At 59.3% G+C, this 22,046-nt stretch carries 26 protein-coding genes, 2 tRNA genes and 1 pseudogene; 21 read left to right on the forward strand and 8 right to left on the reverse strand.

From position 1 onward, the window contains the following. The first annotated feature begins 76 nt into the window (after positions 1-76). From panM to B0E42_RS17065, 9 genes are all read left to right on the forward strand, one after another. Positions 77-475 (forward strand): aspartate 1-decarboxylase autocleavage activator PanM, encoded by a 399-nt coding sequence (gene panM / locus B0E42_RS17025; RefSeq protein WP_077506893.1) that lies wholly within the window; start codon positions 77-79, stop codon positions 473-475. A gap of 295 nt (positions 476-770) precedes the next feature. Next, positions 771-2,996 (forward strand): AsmA family protein, encoded by a 2,226-nt coding sequence (locus tag B0E42_RS17030; RefSeq protein ID WP_053177672.1) that lies wholly within the window; start codon positions 771-773, stop codon positions 2,994-2,996. Beyond that, positions 2,993-4,060, forward strand: coding sequence for an A/G-specific adenine glycosylase (gene mutY / locus B0E42_RS17035; protein ID WP_003196816.1), 1,068 nt, complete (start codon positions 2,993-2,995; stop codon positions 4,058-4,060). Before B0E42_RS17030 ends, mutY begins: the two co-directional genes overlap by 4 nt. Beyond that, on the forward strand, positions 4,057-4,329 hold the full coding sequence (locus B0E42_RS17040; protein ID WP_003196814.1) for an oxidative damage protection protein: 273 nt from the start codon (positions 4,057-4,059) through the stop codon (positions 4,327-4,329). The genes mutY and B0E42_RS17040 overlap by 4 nt, the downstream gene beginning before the upstream one ends. A 102-nt stretch (positions 4,330-4,431) precedes the next feature. Further along, positions 4,432-4,507 (forward strand) — tRNA-Phe (locus B0E42_RS17045). Positions 4,508-4,623: 116 nt separating this feature from the next. Beyond that, positions 4,624-4,953, forward strand: a complete 330-nt coding sequence (locus tag B0E42_RS17050; RefSeq protein ID WP_014336091.1) for a DHCW motif cupin fold protein — start codon at positions 4,624-4,626, stop codon at positions 4,951-4,953. 61 nt (positions 4,954-5,014) lie between these two features. Further along, positions 5,015-5,422, forward strand: a complete 408-nt coding sequence (locus tag B0E42_RS17055; RefSeq protein WP_077506894.1) for a hypothetical protein — start codon at positions 5,015-5,017, stop codon at positions 5,420-5,422. 220 nt (positions 5,423-5,642) lie between these two features. Further along, a complete protein-coding gene (locus tag B0E42_RS17060) occupies positions 5,643-6,689 on the forward strand; it encodes a YhcG family protein (RefSeq protein ID WP_018606340.1) in 1,047 nt (348 codons plus the stop codon). 129 nt (positions 6,690-6,818) lie between these two features. After that, positions 6,819-7,265: a hypothetical protein gene (locus B0E42_RS17065; RefSeq protein WP_018606342.1), complete on the forward strand. Its 447-nt coding sequence runs from the start codon at positions 6,819-6,821 to the stop codon at positions 7,263-7,265. 9 nt (positions 7,266-7,274) lie between these two features. On the opposite strand, the gene B0E42_RS17070 is transcribed toward B0E42_RS17065, so the two are convergent. Beyond that, on the reverse strand, positions 7,275-7,724 hold the full coding sequence (locus B0E42_RS17070) for a carboxypeptidase-like regulatory domain-containing protein (protein ID WP_018606344.1): 450 nt from the start codon (positions 7,722-7,724) through the stop codon (positions 7,275-7,277). A gap of 436 nt (positions 7,725-8,160) precedes the next feature. Between B0E42_RS17070 and B0E42_RS17075 the strand changes: the two genes are divergently transcribed. The 11 genes and pseudogenes from B0E42_RS17075 (at position 8,161) to B0E42_RS17125 (ending at position 17,101) form a co-directional block, all read left to right on the forward strand. After that, the gene (locus B0E42_RS17075; RefSeq protein WP_018606345.1) at positions 8,161-8,934 is read left to right on the forward strand and encodes an ABC transporter ATP-binding protein; all 774 of its coding nucleotides are present in this window, start codon (positions 8,161-8,163) and stop codon (positions 8,932-8,934) included. Between the two features lie 13 nt (positions 8,935-8,947). Beyond that, positions 8,948-9,697 (forward strand): ABC transporter substrate-binding protein, encoded by a 750-nt coding sequence (locus B0E42_RS17080; RefSeq protein WP_024619256.1) that lies wholly within the window; start codon positions 8,948-8,950, stop codon positions 9,695-9,697. A gap of 79 nt (positions 9,698-9,776) precedes the next feature. Further along, positions 9,777-10,472 (forward strand): ABC transporter permease, encoded by a 696-nt coding sequence (locus B0E42_RS17085; RefSeq protein WP_077506895.1) that lies wholly within the window; start codon positions 9,777-9,779, stop codon positions 10,470-10,472. After that, the gene (locus B0E42_RS17090; protein WP_018606351.1) at positions 10,469-11,158 is read left to right on the forward strand and encodes an ABC transporter permease; all 690 of its coding nucleotides are present in this window, start codon (positions 10,469-10,471) and stop codon (positions 11,156-11,158) included. The genes B0E42_RS17085 and B0E42_RS17090 overlap by 4 nt, the downstream gene beginning before the upstream one ends. After that, positions 11,139-12,371: a methyltransferase gene (locus tag B0E42_RS17095; RefSeq protein ID WP_077506896.1), complete on the forward strand. Its 1,233-nt coding sequence runs from the start codon at positions 11,139-11,141 to the stop codon at positions 12,369-12,371. Before B0E42_RS17090 ends, B0E42_RS17095 begins: the two co-directional genes overlap by 20 nt. A gap of 260 nt (positions 12,372-12,631) precedes the next feature. Next, positions 12,632-13,281: pseudogene (locus B0E42_RS17100) on the forward strand (FkbM family methyltransferase); the annotation flags it as partial. Between the two features lie 75 nt (positions 13,282-13,356). Beyond that, positions 13,357-13,432, forward strand: a tRNA-Thr gene (locus tag B0E42_RS17105). Positions 13,433-13,660: 228 nt separating this feature from the next. Then, the gene (locus B0E42_RS17110; protein WP_018606357.1) at positions 13,661-13,897 is read left to right on the forward strand and encodes a colicin E3/pyocin S6 family cytotoxin; all 237 of its coding nucleotides are present in this window, start codon (positions 13,661-13,663) and stop codon (positions 13,895-13,897) included. A gap of 9 nt (positions 13,898-13,906) precedes the next feature. Continuing rightward, complete coding sequence (locus B0E42_RS17115) at positions 13,907-14,218, forward strand: hypothetical protein (RefSeq protein ID WP_018606359.1); 312 nt, start codon at positions 13,907-13,909, stop codon at positions 14,216-14,218. A gap of 17 nt (positions 14,219-14,235) precedes the next feature. Further along, complete coding sequence (locus B0E42_RS17120; protein WP_053177663.1) at positions 14,236-15,144, forward strand: ImmA/IrrE family metallo-endopeptidase; 909 nt, start codon at positions 14,236-14,238, stop codon at positions 15,142-15,144. A gap of 349 nt (positions 15,145-15,493) precedes the next feature. Further along, the gene (locus B0E42_RS17125; RefSeq protein WP_077506897.1) at positions 15,494-17,101 is read left to right on the forward strand and encodes a methyl-accepting chemotaxis protein; all 1,608 of its coding nucleotides are present in this window, start codon (positions 15,494-15,496) and stop codon (positions 17,099-17,101) included. Positions 17,102-17,240: 139 nt separating this feature from the next. Here B0E42_RS17125 and B0E42_RS17130 read toward each other — a convergent pair whose 3' ends face one another. Genes B0E42_RS17130 through B0E42_RS17140 form a run of 3 tightly spaced genes read right to left on the reverse strand, consistent with a single transcriptional unit; the run spans position 17,241 to position 18,692 of the window. Continuing rightward, positions 17,241-17,918, reverse strand: coding sequence for an RES family NAD+ phosphorylase (locus B0E42_RS17130; protein WP_018606363.1), 678 nt, complete (start codon positions 17,916-17,918; stop codon positions 17,241-17,243). Continuing rightward, entirely contained in the window at positions 17,918-18,328 is a 411-nt protein-coding gene (locus B0E42_RS17135) for an MbcA/ParS/Xre antitoxin family protein (RefSeq protein WP_003196771.1), read from the reverse strand. The genes B0E42_RS17130 and B0E42_RS17135 overlap by 1 nt, the downstream gene beginning before the upstream one ends. Positions 18,329-18,359: 31 nt before the next feature. Next, positions 18,360-18,692 (reverse strand): hypothetical protein, encoded by a 333-nt coding sequence (locus B0E42_RS17140; protein ID WP_077506898.1) that lies wholly within the window; start codon positions 18,690-18,692, stop codon positions 18,360-18,362. Positions 18,693-18,878: 186 nt separating this feature from the next. Here B0E42_RS17140 and B0E42_RS17145 point away from each other — a divergent pair, with 186 nt between their 5' ends. Then, positions 18,879-19,805: a LysR family transcriptional regulator gene (locus B0E42_RS17145; protein WP_077506899.1), complete on the forward strand. Its 927-nt coding sequence runs from the start codon at positions 18,879-18,881 to the stop codon at positions 19,803-19,805. Here the strand turns inward: B0E42_RS17145 and B0E42_RS17150 are convergent. From B0E42_RS17150 to B0E42_RS17165, 4 genes are read right to left on the reverse strand one after another with little or no spacing between them, the layout of a single operon-like run. After that, positions 19,722-20,039, reverse strand: a complete 318-nt coding sequence (locus B0E42_RS17150) for an AzlD domain-containing protein (RefSeq protein ID WP_018606370.1) — start codon at positions 20,037-20,039, stop codon at positions 19,722-19,724. The two genes, B0E42_RS17145 and B0E42_RS17150, sit on opposite strands and share 84 nt — an antisense overlap. Beyond that, positions 20,018-20,731, reverse strand: a complete 714-nt coding sequence (locus B0E42_RS17155) for an AzlC family ABC transporter permease (protein ID WP_024619247.1) — start codon at positions 20,729-20,731, stop codon at positions 20,018-20,020. Before B0E42_RS17155 ends, B0E42_RS17150 begins: the two co-directional genes overlap by 22 nt. Beyond that, entirely contained in the window at positions 20,728-21,165 is a 438-nt protein-coding gene (locus B0E42_RS17160) for a GNAT family N-acetyltransferase (RefSeq protein ID WP_174553527.1), read from the reverse strand. Before B0E42_RS17160 ends, B0E42_RS17155 begins: the two co-directional genes overlap by 4 nt. 13 nt (positions 21,166-21,178) lie before the next feature. Then, positions 21,179-21,925 carry a 2OG-Fe dioxygenase family protein gene (locus tag B0E42_RS17165; RefSeq protein ID WP_018606376.1) on the reverse strand — a complete coding sequence of 249 codons (747 nt, stop codon included), beginning with the start codon at positions 21,923-21,925 and terminating at the stop codon, positions 21,179-21,181. Positions 21,926-22,046: the final 121 nt, after the last annotated feature.

The raw sequence follows: 22,046 nt of genomic DNA on the forward strand, positions 1-22,046 counted from the left end.
TTTCGTGCCATCTGTCTTATCGCACGCTTGCTCGCTTTCTGTAGGGGGCTAACGATTTATTTTTTCAGGAATTTTCATGCCCATCGTTGTCGAGCTCATTACTGACGCCAATTGTCAGGACCAACAGGACCTGCAGAAAATCTACCGGGATGCCCCGGCCTGGCTGTTTGAACCCTTTGGCGATGCCACGCAACTGATCGCGCAATGCCTTGAGGAAGGCTCGTTGGTCGCAGCACGGTTCAATGACCGCCTGCTCGGTGCCGCACGCCTGCAACGGCACCAGAACGCCTGGCGCTTGTCCCACCTGTGCGTACGAAACGTTACCCGTCGCCGTGGCGTGGCTGAACGGCTGGTGAGCGAAGCCCGGCGAATGGCCGCGTTAAACGGTGCCGAGCTGCATTTGTTGGCGCCGACCGGGCATCTGCAAGCCCAGGCGCTGGCGGCCAAGCTGAAGATGCCGCTTAATGAAAGCTAATCGATGGTTGGAGACAAATCCGATGGTGAGGGGGCTTGCACTGTAGGAGCTGCCGAAGGCTGCGATCTTTTGATCTTTCGCTTGAGACTCAAGCGTTGGAGGAAAGATCGCAGCCTCGTTGCACTCGACAGCTCCTACACGGCTGCTACACAGCATTTACGGCCCTGCGAGTGCAAGCTCCCTCGCCACGGGGGACAGCGCGGCGGCGAATCGAGAAACGATCCCCCAACGCGCCGCCAACTCAGGACGTTATACTCCCGGCTAAATTTTGAACTCAACCTACAAGGATTCGCCCATGAAAGCGTTCGGCAAAATCCTGGGTCTGGTACTTCTCGGGCTGTTGCTGATCATTGTGGCCCTGGGCTTTGCCCTGAGCCACCTGTTCGATCCCAACGACTACAAAGAAGAGATCCGCCAGATAGCCCGCGACAAGGCCCACATCGAGCTGACCCTCAATGGCGACATCGGCTGGAGCCTGTTTCCATGGCTGGGCCTTGAGTTGCACGACGCCAGCGTCGCGACGCTGGCCAGCCCAACGCAGCCTTTCGCCGACCTGCAGATGCTCGGTCTTTCGGTACGGGTGATACCGCTGCTGCGCCGGGAAGTACAAATGAGCGATGTGCGGGTCGAAGGCCTGAACCTGCGACTCAACCGTGACAAGAACGGGCACGGCAACTGGGAAGACATCGGCAAGGCGCCAGCCTCCGCGACGACGGCGAACACCCCGGCACCGGCCGAGCAACCGGCCCCGCCCACCGGCACCCCGGCAGAAAAACCTGCCCAGCCGACCCGCCTGGACATCGACAGCCTGACCGTGAACAACGCCCGGGTCGAATACACCGACGAGCAGACCGGCAAGCTGTACACCGCCGAGAGCATCCAACTGAGCACCGGTCCGGTCCACGACTCCACCAACATCCCGGTGACCCTGACCGCCTTCCTGTCCAGCAACCAGCCGGCCGTGCGCGTACGCACCGAAGTGACAGGTGAACTGCGCTTCGAGCGTGCCCTGCAGCGCTACAAGTTCGAAGACCTGAAACTGTCCGGCGAAGCCACCGGCGACCCCTTGCAGGGCAAGACCCTGAATTTCGCCGCCCAAGGCCAACTGTTCCTGGACAAGGCGGCCAACGTCGCCGAGTGGACCGGCATCAAGCTGTCGCTCAATCAACTGCGCGCCCTGGGTGAACTGAAGGTCAACGACCTCGACAAGACCCCGCAATTGAATGGCGGGATATCGATCGCCCAGTTCGATCTGGCGAAATTCGTCGACAGCGTCGGCCAGAAACTCCCGGACATGGCCGAAGGCAGCCTGAGCAAGGTCGAGCTGTCCAGCCGCATTGCCGGTACACCAACCAGTGTCGAGCTCAACGACATCAACCTGAAAGTGGACGACAGCAACTTCAGCGGTCGCATCGCCGTGGAGGACTTCGCCAAGCAGTCACTGCGCGCGCAACTCAAGGCCGACACGTTCAACGTCGACCGCTACCTGGCGCCAAAGTCCGCCGAAGCCGACAGCTCCAAGGCCGCCCGCGAAGCCGAAGTCAGCAACACCGAAGCCAGCGCCATGGCCGGTGCCGGCAGTACACCGCTGCCAAGCGCCCCGACCCAGGGTGCCTGGAGTAACGATCGATTGTTTCCGGTGGAACGCCTGAGCAAGCTGGACCTCGATGCCGACCTGACCTTCGGGCAACTGACCCTCGATAAACTGCCGATCCAGAACGCTGCGCTCAAGGCCACCGGCCGGGGCGGCCTGCTGACCCTGGAGAACCTGCGAGGCGACCTGTACAGCGGCAACTTCGAAACCAAGGGCACCCTGGACGTGCGCCAGCCTACGCCACAGTTGAGCCTGCAAACGCGCATCAACCGGGTCCCTGCCGAGAAGATCATCGAAAGCCAAGGCAAGAATCCACCGGTCAAAGGCCTGGTCACCGTCAACAGCGCGATCACCGCCAGCGGTAATAGCCAGAAAGCCCTGATCGACAGCCTCAACGGCACCGCCGGGTTCGTCATCAACGATGGCGTGCTGCTCAATGCCAACCTCGAACAGCAATTGTGCAAAGGCATCGCCACCCTCAATCGCCAGACCCTCAGCGGTGAACCCCGGGGCAAGGACACGCCGTTCCAGCAACTCAACGGCAATCTCACCTTCAACAATGGCGTTGCCCACAACCCGGACCTGAAAGTCCGCATCCCCGGCATGACCGTCAACGGCAACGGCGACATCGACCTGCGGGTATTGGGCATGGATTATCGCATCGGCGTCATCGTCGAAGGCGACAAGAGCGATATGCCCGACCCGGCCTGCCAGGTCAACGAACGCTACGTCGACGTCGAATGGCCGTTGCGCTGCCGCGGTCCGCTGGAACTGGGCGCCAAGGCCTGCCGCCTGGACAACGACGGGCTGGGCAAGGTCGCGGCGAAACTGGCCGGCGACCGTCTCGGCGACAAGATCGATGAGAAGCTGGGCGACAAGGTCAGCCCCGAACTCAAAGATGCGCTCAAGGGGCTGTTCAAGCGATGAGAGCCGAGCAGTTTTCCACCGCCGTACTGGACTGGTTCGACCGCCACGGGCGCCACGATTTGCCCTGGCAACAAGCCATCTCGCCCTATCGGGTGTGGGTCTCGGAAATCATGTTGCAGCAGACCCAGGTCAGTACCGTACTCAACTACTTCGACCGGTTCATGGCCTCGCTGCCCACCGTCCAAGCCCTGGCCGCTGCGCCAGAGGACGAAGTGCTGCACCTGTGGACCGGGCTGGGTTATTACACCCGTGCGCGCAACTTGCAGAAAACCGCGAAAATCGTCGTCGAACAGTACGGCGGCGAATTTCCCCGGGACGTGGAGAAACTCACTGAGTTGCCGGGGATCGGTCTCTCCACCGCTGGCGCCATTGCCAGCATCAGCATGGGCCTGCGGGCGCCGATCCTCGATGGCAACGTCAAGCGGGTGCTGGCGCGCTTCACCGCCCAGGAAGGCTACCCAGGCGAACCCAAGGTTGCGAAGCAGCTGTGGGCCACCGCCGAGCGCTTCACGCCACAGGACCGCGTCAACGCCTACACCCAGGCGATGATGGACCTGGGCGCCACGCTCTGTACCCGCAGCAAGCCCAGTTGCCTGCTCTGCCCGCTGAAGCAAGGCTGCGAGGCCCACATGCTGGGCCTGGAAACCCGCTACCCGATTCCCAAGCCTCGCAAGGAAGTGCCCAAGAAGCGCACTTTGATGCCGATGCTGGCGAACCACGAAGGCGCGATCCTGCTTTACCGTCGCCCTTCCACGGGGCTGTGGGGCGGTCTGTGGAGCCTGCCGGAGCTCGACGACCTCGACGACCTGCAGCACCTGGCCCTGCAACACTCGCTGGAATTGGGCAGCCAACAGGAAATGCCAAGCCTGGTGCACACCTTCAGCCACTTTCAGTTGGCGATCGAACCCTGGCTGGTCCGGGTCCGGGAAACCGGCCATCACGTGGCCGAGGCCGACTGGCTCTGGTATAACCTCGCCACCCCGCCGCGCCTGGGCCTTGCCGCCCCGGTCAAAACCTTGCTCGAACGCGCGGCCGCCGTAATGAACGCAGGAGAGTTGCAATGACCCGCACCATCATGTGCCGCAAGTACAAAGAAGAACTCGAAGGCCTGGAACGTGCGCCGTTCCCGGGTGCCAAGGGCCAGGACATCTACGACCACGTCTCGGCCAAGGCCTGGGCCGACTGGCAGAAGCACCAGACCCTGCTGATCAACGAAAAACGCCTGAACATGATGAACGCCGAAGATCGCAAATACCTTCAGGGCGAGATGGACAAGTACTTTTCCGGCGAAGATTACGCCAAGGCCGAAGGCTACGTACCGCCATCCGAATAAGCTGTTCAACACGGGGGCGGATCGTAAGCGACGGTAATAGTTAAATATTTTTTGAAAACTTGCTTGACGCCCCCCTGAAAAACCCGTTTAATGCGCCCCGTTGCCCAGATAGCTCAGTCGGTAGAGCAGGGGATTGAAAATCCCCGTGTCGGCGGTTCGATTCCGTCTCTGGGCACCAAATACCGAAAACCCCGATCAAGCAATTGATCGGGGTTTTTTATTGCCCGGGATTTTCTTCCTCCGCCTTACCGAGTCGGCTACATTCGTCCGCTCCCCTCCAGCAAGCGAGTCGACATGGACATCACCGGCATCCCCTTTGGCACCACCGACTGGTCAACCATCGAGCCCACCGAACACAAAGGTGTCACTGGAACCGCGTATTGGCGCACCCAGCAGTTCGGGAACATTCGCGTGCGGATGGTGGAATATACGCCGGGGTACCTGGCCGACCATTGGTGCACCAAGGGCCACATCCTGTTTTGCCTCAAGGGCGAGCTCAATACTGAACTCGAAGACGGTCGGCAATTTTTGCTCAAGCCCGGCATGAGCTACCAGGTCGCCGACCAGGCCGAACCCCATCGTTCCTCCACTTCATCGGGGGCTACGCTCTTCATCGTGGATTGAGATTCGAAGCGTGCGCGTTGAAGCTGTAGGATAGATGGCCTTATCCATCAGGAATCCGACCATGTCATCGGCGAACAAACAGCAGAAGCGCAGCCAGCGCGCCAAGGCGAAAGCCAAGCAGAACCGTACTAAGCGTGCTGCTGCGCCGAACGATTTCCTCGACCCGAACGACGAGCGCATCGACCTGGAAACCGTGGACCTATCGGACATGTTCCGACTCATGGGCGCTGCCGAAAAGATCAGCCAGCAGGCCATGTGCATCGCCTTCCTGGGGCATCCACTGCTGGAGTTGGTGCTGGAGCAGGAAGGTGAGGAAGAAGCGACCGACTTCATCTTTACCGCATTGATCGAATACCGCCGCTTGACCACTGGAGTGGATGAGCAGACCGCGCTGGATTGGGTGGAAAGCAAGCAATTCCAGGCCGACTATGTGGCTGCATCCCAGACACTGGCGCAAGGCAAGGTCTGACTGTCACCCGCCAAGCGCTTTGTGGCGAAGGGGTTCGCGGTGGCTGACAGGCTGCGGGAATAGTTCCTACAAGCCAAGGTCAACCAACATGGGACGGCGTCATACCCGTCCTGCGTCAATCAGCTATTTTTCCTCCCAAGTAATCAGCCCCGTCCGGCATCATCGAAACGTCGCCTGGAGCATCCTTGCGGTCCGCCCCTCTCAATGGCTGGACACTGCGATGACGCCACTGCTACCTCAAGATGACCCACAGCTCGCCCCCTTGATCAACGAACTCGGTGAGCTGATTCGCCAGGCACGCCAGAAGGTTCTGCGTGCCGTCGATACGCTCCAGGTACAAACCTGCTGGCAGATCGGCCGGCATATCATTGAATTCGAACAGGGCGGCGCCGAACGGGCGGCCTATGGGACACGGCTGCTGCCGTCACTGGCGAAAGTGCTGACGGCGCGGTTCGGGAAGGGATTTGATGAACGCAACCTACGGCACATGCGAGACTTTTATCAGAAGTTCCCAATTTGGAACGCAGTGCGTACCGAATTGAGCTGGACCCACTACCGCACGCTTTTGCGCGTAGAACACGACGTCGCCCGTCATTGGTACATGAACGAAGTGGCCATTCAAAACTGGTCCACCCGCGCCCTGGAGCGCCAGATCGGCAGTTTCTATTACGAACGCTTGCTGGCCAGCCGCGACAGGCCTGCAGTGGAGCAGGAAGCCGGCACCCATATCAAGGAGATGAACCTCGGCCCCCGGGACATCGTCAGGGATCCGGTGGTTCTGGAATTCCTCGGCCTGCCCAACGCCGGCACGCTACTGGAAACGGACCTGGAGCAGGCCTTGATCGACCAGCTACAGGGTTTCCTGCTTGAGCTGGGGAAGGGCTTCGCCTTCATTGCCCGCCAACAACGCATCAGCACCGAAAGCAAAGACTTCTACATCGACCTGGTCTTCTACAACTACCTGCTCAAGTGCTTTGTGATCGTCGATCTCAAACGTGGCGAGCTCAGCCACCAGGACATCGGCCAGATGGATATGTATGTACGTCTCTACGATGATCTCAAGCGCGGCCCTGACGACAAACCTACCGTGGGCGTCATTCTCTGTGCGCGCAAAGACGACTCGGTGGTGCGTTATTCCGTGTTGCAAGGCCATGAACAGTTGTTCGCCAGCCAATACCAATTGGTGCTGCCCACGGAAGAAGAGCTGCGCAACGAGCTGGATCGCGAACGGGCGCGCCTTGAAGACGTGACAGCCGACACCCGATAACCGCCTTTAGTGTGTTTTTTCAGCAGCGCCTACCCCAAGAACGCTATCCTGCACGTCACCGGCCGCAGCCCATTCCTCCCCAATCCAGGTGTTGCGGACCTCCCCTAACGAATTGGAAACCGAAGCCCAATGGCCTCACTGAACAAACAGCAAAAACGCGCCAAGCGCGCCAAAGACAAAGCCAAACAGATCCGCATGACCGGGCGCAAATCGATCCCGATGTATGGCGACCCGGCCCACGCCACCGCCCAGCCGCCGGTCTACGTGCTGGAACTGTTCGCCAAACTGCGCGAAGCCGAGGCCATCAGCCGCAGTGAAATGCTCGATACGCTGCTCGCATCCCTGAGCGTGATGATCAATGAGCGCCCAGGCCTGCTCGACCTGAAAAACGCCGAAAATGAAAGCATGGCGGCGACCAACCTGGCCGCCGACATGCTGGTGGACTACCGCATGTGGGTCGATGAAATGGACCGCGAGACCGCCCAGCGCTGGCTCAGCACACCGGAGTTCATCAAGGATTTCAGCGAGGCGCTGGACCGTTACCGCCAGACCCTGGAAGAACCCGCCAGCGAATAAGCCGGCCGGCTATTCGTCACTGTTCCAATGGAACACCAGGTTGCGCGCGGCCCCACTGCCTACCTCAGCAGTGTCGCGCCGCGCCTCACCGTTGCGCGTCGCCACCACGTTGTACTTGCCCGGCGGCAGTTGCACATAAACCAGCGGCCCGGCCTCATCCAGCGTCAGCAGCGTTTGCCCCGACGCGTTCTGGACGGTGACCTCCACATCCGGGATGTATTTGTTTTCCGGGCCAACCGCGAATGTCATGTGCAAGTTGTAGCCCTGGGCCTGCCCGATGGCCCGGGCTTCATCCTCACCGATACCGCCCGACAGGTAAGTAATGCCGTTCTGCTGCATGGGTTGGACCTGCACGCCGGTGTTGTCGATGGGCGCGAGGTTGGTGGCGTTGAGGGCGATGGGGAACAGCAGGATGCTGATGGCAACGAAAGGCAACAACAAATGGTGGAGGGATTTCATGATGGAAACTCCCGCTCTCTGGAAAAAACCAATTGAGGCTTCTTGTGTGATTATTAATCGTCCACATGGGTTTAGACCGATTGGAACTTGCCCACACTGCGGATTGGAATAGAGGAATTCAGATAATCCCCTCCCAGGACAATAAACAGGCACAACACGAACGCTCATCCGGTTAACCCTTCCAACCCCCGCCCAAAGCTGGCACCATCGCGCCTTTTTTTACGCGACTCCCCGGACTTTTTATCGGTAACCAGGTTCAAACGGCCGTTCGGTTGTTGATGGCGCGACAGTCTGCTGCGCCGATGCGACAACCTGCCGCACATCACCGGTTTACCGCCCGTAGCGCTGTTGGCTGCCATTCGGACGCATGCTAGCTTGGCCGCCTCGCCAAGGAAGGCAGCCAACAGCAAGGGAGCACATACCATGAGGACCGCACATGGCCCAGGCCACGCCCGCGCTTGAAATCCGCAACCTGCACAAACGCTACGGACAGCTGGAGGTGCTCAAAGGCGTCTCGCTGACCGCCCGCGACGGCGATGTGATCTCGATCCTCGGATCCTCCGGGTCCGGCAAGTCCACGTTCCTGCGCTGCATCAACCTGCTGGAAAACCCTAACCAGGGCCAGATCCTGGTGGCCGGCGAAGCGCTCAAGCTCAAGGCCGCAAAGAACGGTGAACTGGTGGCCGCCGACGGCAAACAGATCAACCGCCTGCGCAGCGAGATCGGTTTTGTCTTCCAGAACTTCAACCTTTGGCCGCACATGAGCGTGCTCGATAACATCATCGAAGCGCCGCGCCGGGTGCTGGGCCAGAGCAAGGCCGAAGCCGTCGAAGTGGCCGAAGCGCTGCTGGCCAAGGTCGGTATCGCCGACAAGCGCCACGCCTACCCGGCCGAACTGTCTGGCGGCCAGCAACAACGCGCCGCCATCGCCCGCACACTGGCGATGCAGCCCAAGGTGATTCTGTTCGACGAACCCACCTCCGCCCTTGACCCGGAAATGGTTCAGGAAGTACTTAGTGTGATCCGCGCCCTGGCCGAAGAAGGACGCACCATGCTGCTGGTCACCCATGAAATGGGCTTCGCCCGTCAGGTTTCCAGCGAAGTCGTGTTTCTTCATCAAGGCCTGGTCGAGGAGCAAGGATCGCCACAGCAGGTCTTCGAGAACCCGCTTTCGGCGCGCTGCAAACAATTCATGTCCAGCAACCGCTAACGGAGCAGTACTGATGCAGACCTACAAGAAATTCCTCCTGGCCGCAGTTGCCGGCCTGGTCTTTTCGGCCAATGCCATGGCGGCGGAAAAGCTGAAGATGGGCATCGAAGCGGCCTATCCGCCGTTCAACAACAAGGACGCCAGCGGCCAGGTCGTAGGATTCGATAAAGACATCGGCGACGCCCTGTGCGCCAAGATGAAAGTCGAGTGCGAAGTGGTCACTTCCGACTGGGACGGCATCATTCCCGCCTTGATGGCCAAGAAGTTCGACTTCCTGATTTCTTCGCTGTCGATCAACGAAGAACGCAAGCAAGCCGTAGACTTCACCGACCCGTACTACTCCAACAAACTGCAATTCATCGCACCGAAAAACGTCGATTTCAACATCGATAAAGCGTCTCTCCAGGGCAAGGTCATCGGTGCACAACGCTCCACGCTCGCTGGTACCTGGATGGAAGACAACATGGAAGGCGTCGAACTGAAACTCTACGACACTCAGGAAAACGCCTACCTGGACCTCATCTCCGGCCGCGTTGACGCAATCCTGGCGGACAAATACGTGAATTACGACTGGCTGAAAACCGACGCTGGCCGTGCTTACGAATTCAAAGGTGACCCGGTGGTAGAGGGCGACAAGATCGCCATCGCCGTGCGCAAGGCCGATCCACTGCGTGACCGACTGAACGCAGCGCTGAAAGAAATTGTTGCCGACGGCACCTATAAAAAAATCAACGACAAGTACTTCCCGTTCAGCATCTATTGATCCTGACGTGCCTGGCTGGCGCCCGCTATTGCGCGGCGCCCGCCCTTAGCAAAGCCTGCCGCGATATGAACACACACCCATGATGATCGATCTCTACGGATTCGGCCCAGCGCTCGCCGCCGGCGCGCTGATGACCGTCAAGTTGGCCCTTTCTGCCTTAGGCCTGGGGCTGGTACTCGGCCTGCTCGGTGCCCTGGCCAAGACCTCGCCATACAAGTCGCTGCAATGGCTGGGCGGCACTTATTCAACACTGGTTCGCGGCATCCCGGAATTGCTCTGGGTGCTATTGATCTATTTCGGCACCGTCAACCTGATGCGCGCCGTGGGTGAATATTTCGGCAACCCCGACCTTGCCCTCAACGCCTTCGCCGCCGGGGTCATTGCCTTGGGCCTGTGCTTTGGCGCCTACGCCACGGAAGTGTTTCGCGGCGCGATCCTGGCGATTCCCAAGGGCCATCGCGAGGCCGGCGTCGCCCTGGGCCTGTCGAAATGGCGGATCTTCACCCGATTGATCATGCCGCAGATGTGGCGCATCGCCCTGCCCGGCCTGGGCAATCTGTTCATGATCCTGATGAAGGACACCGCGCTGGTCTCGGTGATCGGCCTGGAAGAAATCATGCGCCATGCGCAAATCGGCGTGACCGTGTCCAAGCAACCGTTCACCTTCTATATGGTCGCAGCCTTCATGTACCTGGGGCTGACGGTGCTCGCCATGATCGGCATGCACTTGCTGGAACGACGCGCCGCCCGTGGATTCACCAGGAGCACCCAATGAACTGGGACGTCATCATCAAGTGGCTGCCGAAGCTGGCCCAAGGCGCCACACTGACTCTGGAGCTGGTGGCCATCGCCGTGATCGCCGGGCTGCTGCTGGCGATTCCGCTGGGTATCGCCCGCTCTTCGCGCCTGTGGCAGGTGCGGGCATTGCCCTACGCCTACATCTTCTTTTTCCGTGGCACGCCGCTGTTGGTCCAGCTGTTCTTGGTCTACTACGGCCTGGCGCAATTCGATGCCGTGCGCAGCAGCGCGCTGTGGCCGTACCTGCGGGATCCGTTCTGGTGCGCCACGGCCACCATGACCCTGCACACCGCCGCCTACATCGCCGAGATCTTGCGCGGCGCGATCCAGGCCATCCCAAAGGGCGAGATCGAAGCCGCGCGGGCCCTGGGCATGTCGCGGCCCAAGGCGCTGTTCTACATCATGCTGCCCCGCGCCGCGCGCATCGGCCTGCCGGCCTACAGCAACGAAGTGATCCTGATGCTCAAGGCCAGCGCCCTGGCGAGTACCGTGACCTTGCTGGAACTCACCGGCATGGCCCGCACCATCATTGCCCGGACCTATATGCCGGTGGAGATTTTCTTCGCGGCCGGCATGTTCTACCTGCTGATGTCCTTCGTCCTGGTACAAGGTTTCAAGCAACTGGAACGCTGGTTGCGCGTCGATGCCTGCCAAGGACGCTGACAGCGACGTCCTGACGGGCGAGGCACTGCTCGCCCGCTTCACGGCGTTGGACATTTTTCTCACGGCGCACCAGGCACTGTGGAAACCGCGTCCGTTCGTCCATCTGCAGTTGCCTTGGGAAACGTCTCACCCGGAATTGGCCCAATGGCTACGCCAGCGTTCGCTGGAAGCGGCGGAAAACGATCATCACCAACCGTGGTTGATGGAAAACGCGGCAGCGCCATTCCCGGAATTGGCCGTTGTCTCCCGCGCACTGAGCGCTGTTGCTGAATTGCCGGCCAGCACGCTCGAAGCGCCACGCCATCGCCTCAACGTCGATGTGCCCGGCCGCAAATGGCAGCAGATCGAAGCCTTCGCCAGTCGCCTGCACTTCACCACCCAGCCAACTCACTGGCTCGATTGGTGTGCCGGCAAGGGCCACCTCGGTCGACGTCTGCTGCACGGCGAGCAGCAACTGACCTGCCTGGAGTACGACCCCGCACTGGTCGCCAGCGGCCAACAACTGAGCCAGCGCCATCACCTGCCCGCCACGCACCTGCAACAAGACGTACTAGCGGCAGACGCGGCCCTGACGCTGCATCCAGGACACACCCCTGTGGCCCTGCACGCCTGCGGTGACCTGCACGTGCGCCTGATGCACCTGGCCAGCGCAGCTGGCTGTGCACAACTGGCTATCGCGCCATGCTGTTACAACCGCATCAGCAGCGAGCGTTATCAAGCGTTGTCCGATGCGGCCAAAGGCTCAGCCCTACAGCTATCACTCGACGATCTCGGCCTGCCGCAGACCGAAACCATCACCGCTGGCGCGCGCGTAAGAAGACAACGGGACCAATCCATGGCCTGGCGCCTGGGTTTCGACCTGCTGCAACGGCAAATCAGAGGGTGCGACGATTACCTGCCCACTCCCTCATTGCCCAGCGCCTGGCTGGAAAAATCCTTCGCCCAGTACTGCACCGATCTGGCGGCTCTGAAAGACTTATCCACAGTCGGCACGCCGGATTGGCTCGCCCTGGAAGCAGCGGGCCATCAACGCCTGGCCGAGGTGCGTAACCTGGAGTTGCTGCGAGGCCTTTTCCGACGGCCACTGGAGCTTTGGCTGGTGCTGGACCGAGCACTTTTCCTCACGCAAAAGGGCTATGACGTTCGCCTTGGCACCTTCTGCGAGACCCCGCTGACGCCACGCAATCTGTTGTTGTTGGCAGAGCGTTACTGAGACGAAACAGCCTGTGGATAACTCTGTTGATGAAATAAACCTGGATCCAAGAAATCCGTGATTTCCTGACCGAATCAGCATTGGTCATTTTTTGTTCATATGGATAAAAAACCATGAAAACAGTCATTTGCGACGAAACGCGAAAGCGGTCACAAAATCGCAAGATGCCCAGCGCCTCATCCTGCCCGTTGTGCATAAGCGTCTAAGCAAAACGACATAACCGCCGAATTCAGTGCTGCTCCGCGCCAGTAATTGCGTCACCGGTGCAGGCCTACTACGACGCACTGTGCAACGCACCGACGACATCAACCTGCAATGCGTGGCCGGTGAAAACGCCGACAGTCTGAGCTTCTACACTATCGCCGACACGGGCCTGTCCATGCTAGAAACTAGCGTCGCCCAACAGCATCGTGATGCCGGCATGGACCGTGCGCACCCAGACGGTCCGCACCCTGGCCGCCATCGGCGAACAATGCGCCCAAGACCGCCCCATCCACTTCCTGAAAGTCGACGTCGAACGCCACGAAGAGATCGTCCTGCGCGGCATGGACTTCAGCCGCTGGCGCCCCTGGATCATCCTCATCGAAACTCTATGGGCCCGCGACCAAACCTGGGAAACCCTGGTGACCGGTGCCGGCTACCAAGCCATCCTGTTCGACGGCATCAACACCTACTACCTCGCCGAAGAACACCTGGCCCTCAAACCCGCCTTCGACATCCCCCGTGCAACCTCGACGGCTTCCAACTCTGCAAAGGCCACAAATTCAGCCACCCCGTCGACGAAACCGACCGCCAACTCAGCGCCGCCCAGCAACGGCCTGAACAGGCCTAAGCCGAACTCCACGCCATGCAAAATAGCCACATCTGGCGAGCCCTGAATAAACTGCGCAACCTGCTGCACCGCGCCTGAGCCGGACCTGCGCAAAAATAGTCAGAATTCAGGGGTTTACAGAACGCATCCAATCGCTATAATCGTCGCCCACACGCCGGTATAGCTCAGTTGGTAGAGCAACTGACTTGTAATCAGTAGGTCCCGGGTTCGACTCCTGGTGCCGGCACCATACAAGGTTCCAGAGAAGGCTTTCAAAATCTCTGGATCCCCCGAAAAACCCGCCTTCTGGCGGGTTTTTTCGTTTTGGAGATCCCCTGGCTCCCTCACATGCAGTTTGCGATTTCTTGAAACGAATCCGGGCTCCAGCCTGCCGCCCATGCCAATCCAGCTACGGTATAGTCCCGCCCATCCTTGGCGAATATGCCAAGACCAGTTTTCAGGATTAAGGGAACCTTGGATGGGCGGTAAACCGAGGCCTGATCCTTCTATTGTCAGCGGTTTCAGAGTCGCGTATGTAGAGGGTGGCCGTAAGTATTACTTTGATGCCGTAGAGCAACGATACTACTCATGGGATTCGCTTCACGGCGAGTTTGAAGTCTTCGACCGACGTGGCTTTCACCTGGGTTCGGTCTGCCCTGAAACCGGGCTTGCTTTGAAACCTGCCGTCCGCGGACGAAGGATCAAACCGAACTGAGAGGTTCATATGAATTTTGTAGAGCTTTGCCTTAAAGGCGATGTGCTGGAAGAAGAGATCGATCGATTCGTCGAGGACTGGCACGAGGGCCGTCAAGGTGCCGACATGCAACTGCATGAATACCTGGGCATGAAGTGGGAAGAGTACCAACTGTGGTCAACCACCCCGTCTGTCTTACCCTTTGTATTGACTGCCCACAAGTACGGCACTTCTCTTAAGGACCAACTCGATCAAGACAAATTTGCGATTGCTGCGCGCGCACGATCGGTCGCTGAAGCGACCAAAGTCGAAGCCTGGCTACGCAGCGTGGGCAAGATCTAGTGACCCCAGAAGAAAAAATGGCCAGTCGCGTCCTGGCTATCCGCAAGCTGACACCGCCTTACGATCTAGAACAGCTAGCCTCTGCCTATGGAGAGCTTGAATACCTTGAACTACCGTTCGGCGTGGACGGAATCACTATTGGTATTGGTGCTGCTACCAAGCCTCGCATCCTGATCAACTCAAGCGCACCTGCTACCCGTCGAAAATTTACACTGGCCCATGAAATCGGGCACGTAGTTATCCCATGGCACACAGGCACAATTGTCTCTCATCTGGAGAACCGGGAAGTTGATGCTGCCTACAGCCAAATGGAGACCGAAGCCAATCGCTTCGCGGCAGAGCTGTTGATGCCATCTGACTGGTTGCGTGAGGCATTCAAAGCCGCATCCAGTGTGGAGCAATATTTCCGCTCGGTCCTTACCCAGGCCGGGGCATCCAAAGAAGCAACATTCAATAAAATATTACGCCCGCTCCCGCAGCCTGTGATTTGCGTGCAAGTGGACAGCACTTCCAGAGTTCTCAGCAGGCGAAGATCCCAAACGGCGCCGTATCCTCCAGAACGAAACGCCGAAGTCAGCAGCGAAACCTTTCAGACAGACTGTCGTTTCGAAAGCTTTGAAATAGACGGCCAGTTTTACATGAGCTGGACTTTCATCGGCCGCGACATACGGGAAATCGACAAAAGGCCGTGGCGGGAAGTATTCAACCAAATCCTGCATGACACTGACACTCAGGGATATTTGCAGAACATGAACGGCATTCTTGCTGCTGCTTACGGAAAAAACAAAGCGCTCGACGAGGCAGAAATCTGCGGAGCCGTCATTCGAGCATTCACAAGATATGAGATGTTCGATGTGGTGACTGAGCACCCTCTGTTTGAACAGTTTGTGATCAAACGGGTGAGGGAACTGAAACTGCGGGGTTGAGTGATCAGACAGGCGTAGAAAAGATCTGGCAAAGCGCTGTCGTTGACAGCAACCCAGGTAGCAGAACCTTTAAGGCTACGCCACACGGTGATGGTTCTCCCAAAGTGCGATTAGCGTCCGGCGGCTTTAGTCTGCTGGGGCAGTTAAAGAAGGGCTGCTTCGCAGCCCAGCGGGAGCAAGCGCCCTCGCCACAGGTTCACCCTGTCCCTGGCCCAAACAATTTGCGGCGTATTCATCTAATCAACTCCCCCGCCGATAGCCTCAGATAAGAGCTTGGCCTGTCCCAAGGCTCGGCTGGCGCTCGACTACACTTTCCCAGAATTCCCCCCGCGCCAAGGAGCAGTAAGCAATGAAGATCCGCACCAAGGTCATAGGCTCGGGGTTGGTCAGTCTTTCTTTTGCGCTGTTGCTCGGCGGTATCGGGTTGTGGGGTTATCACTCCATGACCGAGGCCCTGGTGCAGAACGAGACCAGTATTTCGGCCATGCGCAAGCACATGGAAGCGGACATGATGCACGACGCCATTCGTGCCGATGTGCTCGCCGCTCTGCTGGTGAAGCCGGGGGATGTCCAGGGGGCGAAGGAGGTGCTGGAGGCGTTCGATGAACATACGCAGCGGATGCGCAAGGTCATCGCCGAAAACGCCGAGGCGAAGTTGCCGGGGGATGTCGCCAAGGCGATTGTCGAGCTCAAGCCACAGGTCGAAACCTACATCGATAAAGCCAAGCAAGTCATCGGCAAGGCCCTGAACGGTGCCCAGGATGGCCAGGCGTTGCGGGCGGAGTTCGATGGGGCGTTCTCGGCGTTGGAGGAGCGCAACGAGGCGGTGAGCGAACTGATCGAGAACCAGGCGCAGTCATCGCGCGAGCATCAGGACCGAAGCATTCACACCTCGGAGCGCTGGCTGATCGTGACGTTGCTGGCCACCTGCGTGGCGCTGGCGCTGTTGTCGTGGAGCCTGCTCAAGGCGGTGCTTACGCCGCTGAACAAGATCATCCTCAATACCCAGGCGATTTCCCAAGGGGATTTGCAGCGCTCGATGGGGGCCCAGAGCAAGGATGAGCTGGGGCAGTTGCAAGGTGTGATCGAGCAGATGCAGACCAATCTGCGGCAGATGATCGCTACGATCCGCGGCCAGAGCGATGAGTTGCACGGCACGTCCCGGGATTTGGGCGATACGGCGCGGCAGATTGTCTCCAGCGCCGACCAGCAGGCCCAGAGCGCGACCAGCATGGCGGCGAGCATGGAGCAGATGATGGCGAATATCAGCCAGATCCATCAGCACGCCGACAGCGCCCGGACGATTTCAGCACAGTCCGAGCATTTGGCGAGCAGCGGTGGCCAGGTGATTCTCGGCGTGGTGGAAGGCATGAACCGGATCGCCGAGGTGGTCAACCAGTCGTCCAGCAAGATCACGGCGCTGGACGCGTCGTCCGAGGACATTCATTCCATCATCCAGGTGATCAAGAGCATCGCCGAACAAACCAACTTGCTGGCGCTCAACGCCGCCATCGAAGCCGCCCGTGCCGGTGAGGCGGGGCGTGGTTTTGCGGTGGTGGCCGATGAGGTGCGCAACCTGGCGGCGCGCACCACCCAGTCCACTCAGGAAATTACCGCGATGATCGAGCGCATCCAGTCCAGCGCACGGGACGCGGTGGCGAACATGCAGGCTTGCGTCAGCCGCGTGGACGAAGGCGTCGACCTGGCCCAGCAGGCCGGGGTGTCCATCAGCGAAATCCGCACCGGTGCCCGGCATGCGGCCGAAGTGGTGGAGGAAATTTCCCAGACCATTGCCGAGCAATCCAAGGCCAGTGATGAGATGGCCCAGCGGGTGGAGTCGATTGCCGAACAGTCCCGTGAGAACACCCGCTCGATTCACACCCTGACGCAAACGGCGGATCAATTGAACAATGCGGCGGGGTCGATGCAGGCTTCGGTGCAGCAGTTCAAGATTTGATCAATCGGCGCTTTTGTGGCGAGGACGCTTGCTCCCGCTGGGCTGCACAGCAGCCTCTACTTTCAATACTCACGAATTATTGAAAATTATGGCTGGGCAATAATTATTGCCCAGCCATAAAACACCCTAAAAGCCTGACTCACACCTGAGTCACCTCAAACACAAACGAAATCTCCCGTTTCTGGGCACTCCAGACATACCGAATGTGCTTGCCCTGCGTCGGAATCGAAACCGCCGGCGGGCGAAACGCGGCCACGCATTCGTGGCCGGGCAGGCGGACGCTGTTGTACAGCAGCCCCCACGACAAGGTTTCACGCAGTTGCCGGGCGAACACTTGGGATGGGCCGTAGGCGGTGGGGTCCGGGTTGTGGAGGTGGGGGTGGTCGTGGCGGATGTCGTGCAGGGGTTTGACGACCTTGTTGACGTAGGTGCGCATGGTCAATTCCAGGTCCGGCTCGTTGGTCGCGCCAAGGAATCGCGCCTGGTGGTAGCAGGTCTCGGCGATGGCAGCTTCCTGACTGCTGGCCGCGTAGTAGACACCGAAGGTGCCGTCGCTGAAGCGGCTGCTTTTGCCGATGTGGGTAAACGCCGCCATCACCGGCGAGGAGCCGGGCCCGGAAATGCGGTCCTCGGGGCGGACCCGGGACAGCACGCCGGCTTGTTCCATCAGCCGATCGTTGGTCAACGCTTCCAGGGCGTAGGCCGTGGGCAGGTCTTCGGGGTCGAGTACGTCTTCAAACAGCGAAATCGGCGGGAAGCTGCTGTTGACGATCCGATAGGCCCGTTTCCATTGCGGGTCCGCCAGTGGTGGCACCATTAACCGCGCACTCCGTCGAGGTATCGCCGCACATCGGCGATGTCCACCACTCGTCCGGTCAGCATGTAGGACAGCGCCGACTGGCCGTTGAACGGTGCCGCGGTGTTCGGACTGCTGACCCATTGATAAGCACGGTCCCGGCTATTGCTGAAGATAATGCTCAGCGCCTTGTGGATACCCATGAGGTAGGAAATGCGCTCCAGCGTATCGCGAGGCAACTTCACGTTTTCCGGCAACTGTTTGTATTTGTAGAAGGTCGTGTTTCCCACCTTGCCCAGCAATGTGCGCTGCTGTTCGACGCTGCAGCCCCAGAGCGCCATGAGGTTGAAGAAAAACTTCAACGCGACTCGACCCGCGTCCGGGGAGTCCAATTGTTGCTGTGCGTTGAGCGTGATGGAGGAAGTCGCCATGGGTTTGGGCTCCTTTGTCGCGGGGTGGTGCTTAGAGGATAGTACAGATGTGGATTATTTTTAAGTTTTTATTCATCTGCGAACAAACAAGTCTGAGTAGATAATTTTTCAGGCGCACCGTATCCACTGCAAATTCCGTGAAGCGCTCTCGAGCGTTGGGTCTTTTCTCAACGATATGTAGAAGGTAGCGACGTCTGACAATCACCGGCACATACGGTGTGTCTATCCAGACGGTATCCATATATTCCTGCAGCCCAAAACCCAAGGCTACCTGCTTCAGGGCACTGTCGAAGTCAACGGCACCGGGTAACTCCCGCACTGGGGAGGCCGTTGGTACGACCGCAATATCTCGAATATCGGGCAAGCCAATTCACGCCAAACCGGCAAAAACCCCAAATTCCGCATAAGCTCCAACCATCGCCTCCGAGCGTTTTTCGGCACAAAATCGCGACAATCGTGGCAAGGTGCATGATGATAGCCAGCATGCACTGCCTGGCCCGGACCAGGTGCACAACAATAGCGAGCCCACTTAAGCAGAGGGCATTACCTCATGGATAGCAGAACCCTACGCAACCTCATGCGTATCGTGCAGACCGGCTCGTTGTCGGCAGCGGCCGAGCATTCGTGCCTCACGGTGCAGGCGTTGGCGGCGCAGTTGAACAAGGTTGAGGAACAGTTCGGTTTCCGGTTGTTCCGACGCTCGAACAAGGGCCTGACGTTGACGAGCCAAGGCTCGGAACTGACCCCCTTCATGGATCAGGTGTTGGTTGCCACCCGGCAGTTGGAGGAGAAAGTCGCGGCGCTCAAGACGCCGCGACAGCGCACCCTCAGAGTGGCACTCAATACCACCCTGCCGGCGGAGTTCAACCGGCGGATGATCGACCGTTTGATCGCCGTGTTCCCCCAGTATCAGCTGGAATTCAGCTACGCCGAGTCGATGGAGAACCTGAGCAAGCTCAGGAACGAAGATTTTGACCTGGCGATCCTGATCGGGCAGCCGCTGGGCGGTTTTACCAGCATCACCATGCCGGATGTACAGGTGCAGGTGGTCGGCGCCCATTGTGGCGACGCAGACGATTCCCTTGGCTTGCTCGGTGACAAGTTTCAGGTGCGTCCGGCAGAAGAATGTCCGTATTCCCAGAGTTTCCTGCGTTTTCTCGATGCAGGCCTGGGCGAATATGGGTCGAGCCAGCGAATGGTGTATTCCTGCAGTGAAACGCTGACGTTGTCGTTGATCACGCAACTCGATGGCCTGGGGCTGGTATCCCGGGAGGCGGCGTTGCGCAACGGCCTGGCGATTTTCCCGGACTTCGAAGACTTCCTTGAGGTCCGCCTGGCGGTGAACAATTCGGAGCTGTCCGGCCAGGCGCTGCACGATGTAGTGGACCTGACGCTACAGGAACGAACCGAGCGCGATGTACGCCGCCGTGCCCACCGCCACACTGAGAAACAGGTTGCGGCTGAAATACGCACATAACAGCGTCGGTATCGCGGCATAGAATTCAGGGCGATCAAGTTGTATCTGCTGGTCCTTGATCAGCAAGGGGGTCAGGCTGATGGCAGCGACGATCGCCACTGGCAAGTATTCCAAGGCACGGGCGACGAAGGGTGGCCAGTGTTCGGTATTGATCTGCAACGGCAGGGCGCGCGGCAGGAAGGTCACAGCCATCATCAGGGCCACGACCAGGATCAGGAACGTTTGGTCAGGCATACGCCCACCCCGCAGCCAACGAACGTGGCAATGAAGACATTGAATGGCGAGCTGCCCAGCAGGCTCAGCCCGCCCATGCAGACGACAGCCGCCAGGGCCGCGATCAGTTTGTTGCGGGTGTTGCACAACGAAACCAGCACATAGAGCATCATCGCGGTCAGGGCATAGTCGAGCTGGTATTTGATGAGGTGCGCCGCGTATTGCGCGCACACGGCGCCGAGCAAGCCACCGAGCACCCAGGATGTGTGGCAGAACAGGTTGAAGCCGACCAGGTAGCGCACGCTCACCGGTGCCCCGCTGCCGAGCTTGACGCTGTGGAACGCGAACGACTCGTCCGTCAGCCCCGCCGCGTAGCACCAGCGCTCGAAACGGCTGAGCCCCAGCGCACGCAGGGCCTTGGCCATGTAGACCGACATCAGCATGTGCCGGGCATTGATCAGGAACGTGGTGAGCACGATGGTGGTCAGCGACGCACCGCTGGAAATCAACGCCAGCGCGGCGAATTGCGCAGCGCCCGCATAAACGAACAGGCACATCGCCACCGGCAGCCACAGGGGCAGCCCGGCGTTGACCGCCATCAGACCGAACACAAACGAAACCGTGAAATAACCCGCTACCACCGGACTGGCTTCAGCAAAGGTACGCGAGGCTTGTGGTTCGACCGCCAGCGGTTGGCTGGAAGTCTTGTTCATAAATCCCTCTCGAAGGTGATTTCACCCCGGGGCTCACAGAACCCCTGGGCGGCCCAGAAACGCTTGCCAGCCAGATTAGCATCATCGACGAAAAGGAACATGCGCAGCACGCCGACCCGCTTCATGTCAGCCGATGCGGCTTCCACCAGGCGCTGGCCCAGGCCTTTGGTGCGATGCTGCGGGCTGACCGCCAAGTGATTGATCGTGCCACGGGTACCGAGCATGCCGCCGATCACCGCGCCCACGACTTCACCGCTCGCATCGATGGCCAGGTACGCGGTGGTGGTTTCCTGCAACAACACACCGCGCAAGAATCGGGCGTCCTGCCATTCGCAGAACGACACTTCGTCGAAACCGCGAAAGAACCGCTCCAGTCGCTCGGCGTCCCGGATCATGGTCCGGCGCAACAGGACCTGCTGCGTCGGGTCGTCCATGGGTTCGAGCCGTTCAGCGAACAATGTCGAAAGCGGTCCCGGGCCGCGAGAAGGAAATGGCCAGGATCTGCCGGTACGCCATGTCATGGCTATGGGTGTTGCGCGCCGGGGTCACGTAATGGCGCATGTCGCGATCCAGGAAAAACGTCGTGTCGAGGATATCCTCGTAGGTCGTCGCCGCCAGCTGTTCTTCCTGGGCGGTGTACAAGCGACTTTCCGCACCTGCCACATTCTGACGGCCCCAGAAGTGCACGCCGCTGAACGGATAGCCGTCGCAGTGAATCCCTTCGGGGGTGATTTCCAGTTGTTTGCCCGGCTTGATCTCGATGCGGATCTGATGGATCTGGCACTGCCAGATTTCATCGTGCAATTCCTGCGGCAGGACGTTCTTGTAAACCTCGAAGTCCGTGTCGATCAGGCTGCGCATCACCGGCGAATTGATCACTTCGTTGGAAAAGTCCTCGAAGTGCCGCTCCAGTCCGCCGACATAGCTGTTGTTGGCCTTGGACTGAACGTAGGCCCGGTGTTCGAGCTGCGCAAGCTCACGGGTCGTAGGGTTGTATTCGAAGTCGCTGTAGCGGCGAAAACGCATGCCTGACTCGGCCTGGCCGTAGTAGCTGTCGGGCTCCATGTTTTCCCAGCTTTTGGTCAACCGGACAAAATCGCCGAAATGACCGTAGAGGTTGAAGTCCCCACCGCGAACGTTGACGTATTTGTCACGTCTTAGCGCTTCGCCCACTTCCCTGTTCAGAACGATCATTTTTCATAGGTCTCCGCTGCGTTGAGCGGCCTAATCTAGTAGGTGCAGGATTTACGTCCATGAGAAAGTATTTGAGGCATTTCAAGCGATGCTTGAAACGGCGGGCAAAGATGCATTAGTA

The sequence above is a fragment of the Pseudomonas sp. A25(2017) genome (assembly GCF_002001065.1).
GTDB classification, from domain to species: Bacteria; Pseudomonadota; Gammaproteobacteria; order Pseudomonadales; family Pseudomonadaceae; genus Aquipseudomonas; species Aquipseudomonas kilonensis.

Excerpts from the sequence above, each read along its gene's own strand:
- panM (WP_077506893.1), top strand. The coding sequence starts at position 77 with ATGCCCATCGTTGTCGAGCTCATTACTGACGCCAATTGTCAGGACCAA.
- B0E42_RS17030 (WP_053177672.1), top strand. The coding sequence starts at position 771 with ATGAAAGCGTTCGGCAAAATCCTGGGTCTGGTACTTCTCGGGCTGTTG.
- mutY (WP_003196816.1), top strand. The coding sequence starts at position 2,993 with ATGAGAGCCGAGCAGTTTTCCACCGCCGTACTGGACTGGTTCGACCGC.
- B0E42_RS17040 (WP_003196814.1), top strand. The coding sequence starts at position 4,057 with ATGACCCGCACCATCATGTGCCGCAAGTACAAAGAAGAACTCGAAGGC.
- B0E42_RS17050 (WP_014336091.1), top strand. The coding sequence starts at position 4,624 with ATGGACATCACCGGCATCCCCTTTGGCACCACCGACTGGTCAACCATC.
- B0E42_RS17055 (WP_077506894.1), top strand. The coding sequence starts at position 5,015 with ATGTCATCGGCGAACAAACAGCAGAAGCGCAGCCAGCGCGCCAAGGCG.
- B0E42_RS17060 (WP_018606340.1), top strand. The coding sequence starts at position 5,643 with ATGACGCCACTGCTACCTCAAGATGACCCACAGCTCGCCCCCTTGATC.
- B0E42_RS17065 (WP_018606342.1), top strand. The coding sequence starts at position 6,819 with ATGGCCTCACTGAACAAACAGCAAAAACGCGCCAAGCGCGCCAAAGAC.
- B0E42_RS17070 (WP_018606344.1), bottom strand. The coding sequence starts at position 7,724 with ATGAAATCCCTCCACCATTTGTTGTTGCCTTTCGTTGCCATCAGCATC.
- B0E42_RS17075 (WP_018606345.1), top strand. The coding sequence starts at position 8,161 with ATGGCCCAGGCCACGCCCGCGCTTGAAATCCGCAACCTGCACAAACGC.
- B0E42_RS17080 (WP_024619256.1), top strand. The coding sequence starts at position 8,948 with ATGCAGACCTACAAGAAATTCCTCCTGGCCGCAGTTGCCGGCCTGGTC.
- B0E42_RS17085 (WP_077506895.1), top strand. The coding sequence starts at position 9,777 with ATGATGATCGATCTCTACGGATTCGGCCCAGCGCTCGCCGCCGGCGCG.
- B0E42_RS17090 (WP_018606351.1), top strand. The coding sequence starts at position 10,469 with ATGAACTGGGACGTCATCATCAAGTGGCTGCCGAAGCTGGCCCAAGGC.
- B0E42_RS17095 (WP_077506896.1), top strand. The coding sequence starts at position 11,139 with ATGCCTGCCAAGGACGCTGACAGCGACGTCCTGACGGGCGAGGCACTG.
- B0E42_RS17110 (WP_018606357.1), top strand. The coding sequence starts at position 13,661 with ATGGGCGGTAAACCGAGGCCTGATCCTTCTATTGTCAGCGGTTTCAGA.
- B0E42_RS17115 (WP_018606359.1), top strand. The coding sequence starts at position 13,907 with ATGAATTTTGTAGAGCTTTGCCTTAAAGGCGATGTGCTGGAAGAAGAG.
- B0E42_RS17120 (WP_053177663.1), top strand. The coding sequence starts at position 14,236 with ATGGCCAGTCGCGTCCTGGCTATCCGCAAGCTGACACCGCCTTACGAT.
- B0E42_RS17125 (WP_077506897.1), top strand. The coding sequence starts at position 15,494 with ATGAAGATCCGCACCAAGGTCATAGGCTCGGGGTTGGTCAGTCTTTCT.
- B0E42_RS17130 (WP_018606363.1), bottom strand. The coding sequence starts at position 17,918 with ATGGTGCCACCACTGGCGGACCCGCAATGGAAACGGGCCTATCGGATC.
- B0E42_RS17135 (WP_003196771.1), bottom strand. The coding sequence starts at position 18,328 with ATGGCGACTTCCTCCATCACGCTCAACGCACAGCAACAATTGGACTCC.
- B0E42_RS17145 (WP_077506899.1), top strand. The coding sequence starts at position 18,879 with ATGGATAGCAGAACCCTACGCAACCTCATGCGTATCGTGCAGACCGGC.
- B0E42_RS17150 (WP_018606370.1), bottom strand. The coding sequence starts at position 20,039 with ATGCCTGACCAAACGTTCCTGATCCTGGTCGTGGCCCTGATGATGGCT.
- B0E42_RS17155 (WP_024619247.1), bottom strand. The coding sequence starts at position 20,731 with ATGAACAAGACTTCCAGCCAACCGCTGGCGGTCGAACCACAAGCCTCG.
- B0E42_RS17160 (WP_174553527.1), bottom strand. The coding sequence starts at position 21,165 with ATGGACGACCCGACGCAGCAGGTCCTGTTGCGCCGGACCATGATCCGG.
- B0E42_RS17165 (WP_018606376.1), bottom strand. The coding sequence starts at position 21,925 with ATGATCGTTCTGAACAGGGAAGTGGGCGAAGCGCTAAGACGTGACAAA.